The sequence below is a fragment of the Bacillus sp. DNRA2 genome, assembly GCF_012843265.1.
Classification (GTDB): Bacteria; Bacillota; Bacilli; order Bacillales; family Cytobacillaceae; genus Bacillus_BU.
The window spans coordinates 1-372 of the sequence record NZ_JABAIT010000088.1 but is presented as its reverse complement, the minus strand read 5'-3'; the positions used below and the strand labels follow the sequence as shown (position 1 = coordinate 372).

The window sequence follows — 372 nt, the reverse complement described above, 5'->3', positions numbered from 1 at the left end:
CAACTACCATCGGCGCTGAGAAGCTTAACTTCCGTGTTCGGTATGGGAACGGGTGTGACCTTCTCGCTATCGCCACCAGACTATTTTGTTAGAGAACTTTCGTTCCCTCAAAACTAGATAATGAAGAAGAAATGGTTAAAACGTTAATCACCTTTGTCTAGCTACAGCTCTTAGCTTTTCGGTCGTTTCGATCCGTCCCTACAAATCCAAAACCAGGATTTGTAGCACCGGCTCTCCAACGCCTTCAAAGCTGAACAGTCGCTTTCGCTTTTCTAAATGGTTAAGTCCTCGATCTATTAGTATCAGTCAACTCCACATGTCGCCACGCTTCCATCTCTGACCTATCAACCTGATCATCTTTCAGGGATCTTA

The 372-nt window shown here is 44.9% G+C and carries 2 rRNA genes; both read right to left on the bottom strand.

The window, feature by feature from the left end:
* Positions 1 to 80, bottom strand: a 5S ribosomal RNA gene (gene rrf / locus HHO41_RS22120); the annotation flags it as partial.
* 196 nt (positions 81 to 276) lie between these two features.
* Positions 277 to 372, bottom strand: a 23S ribosomal RNA gene (locus tag HHO41_RS22115); the annotation flags it as partial.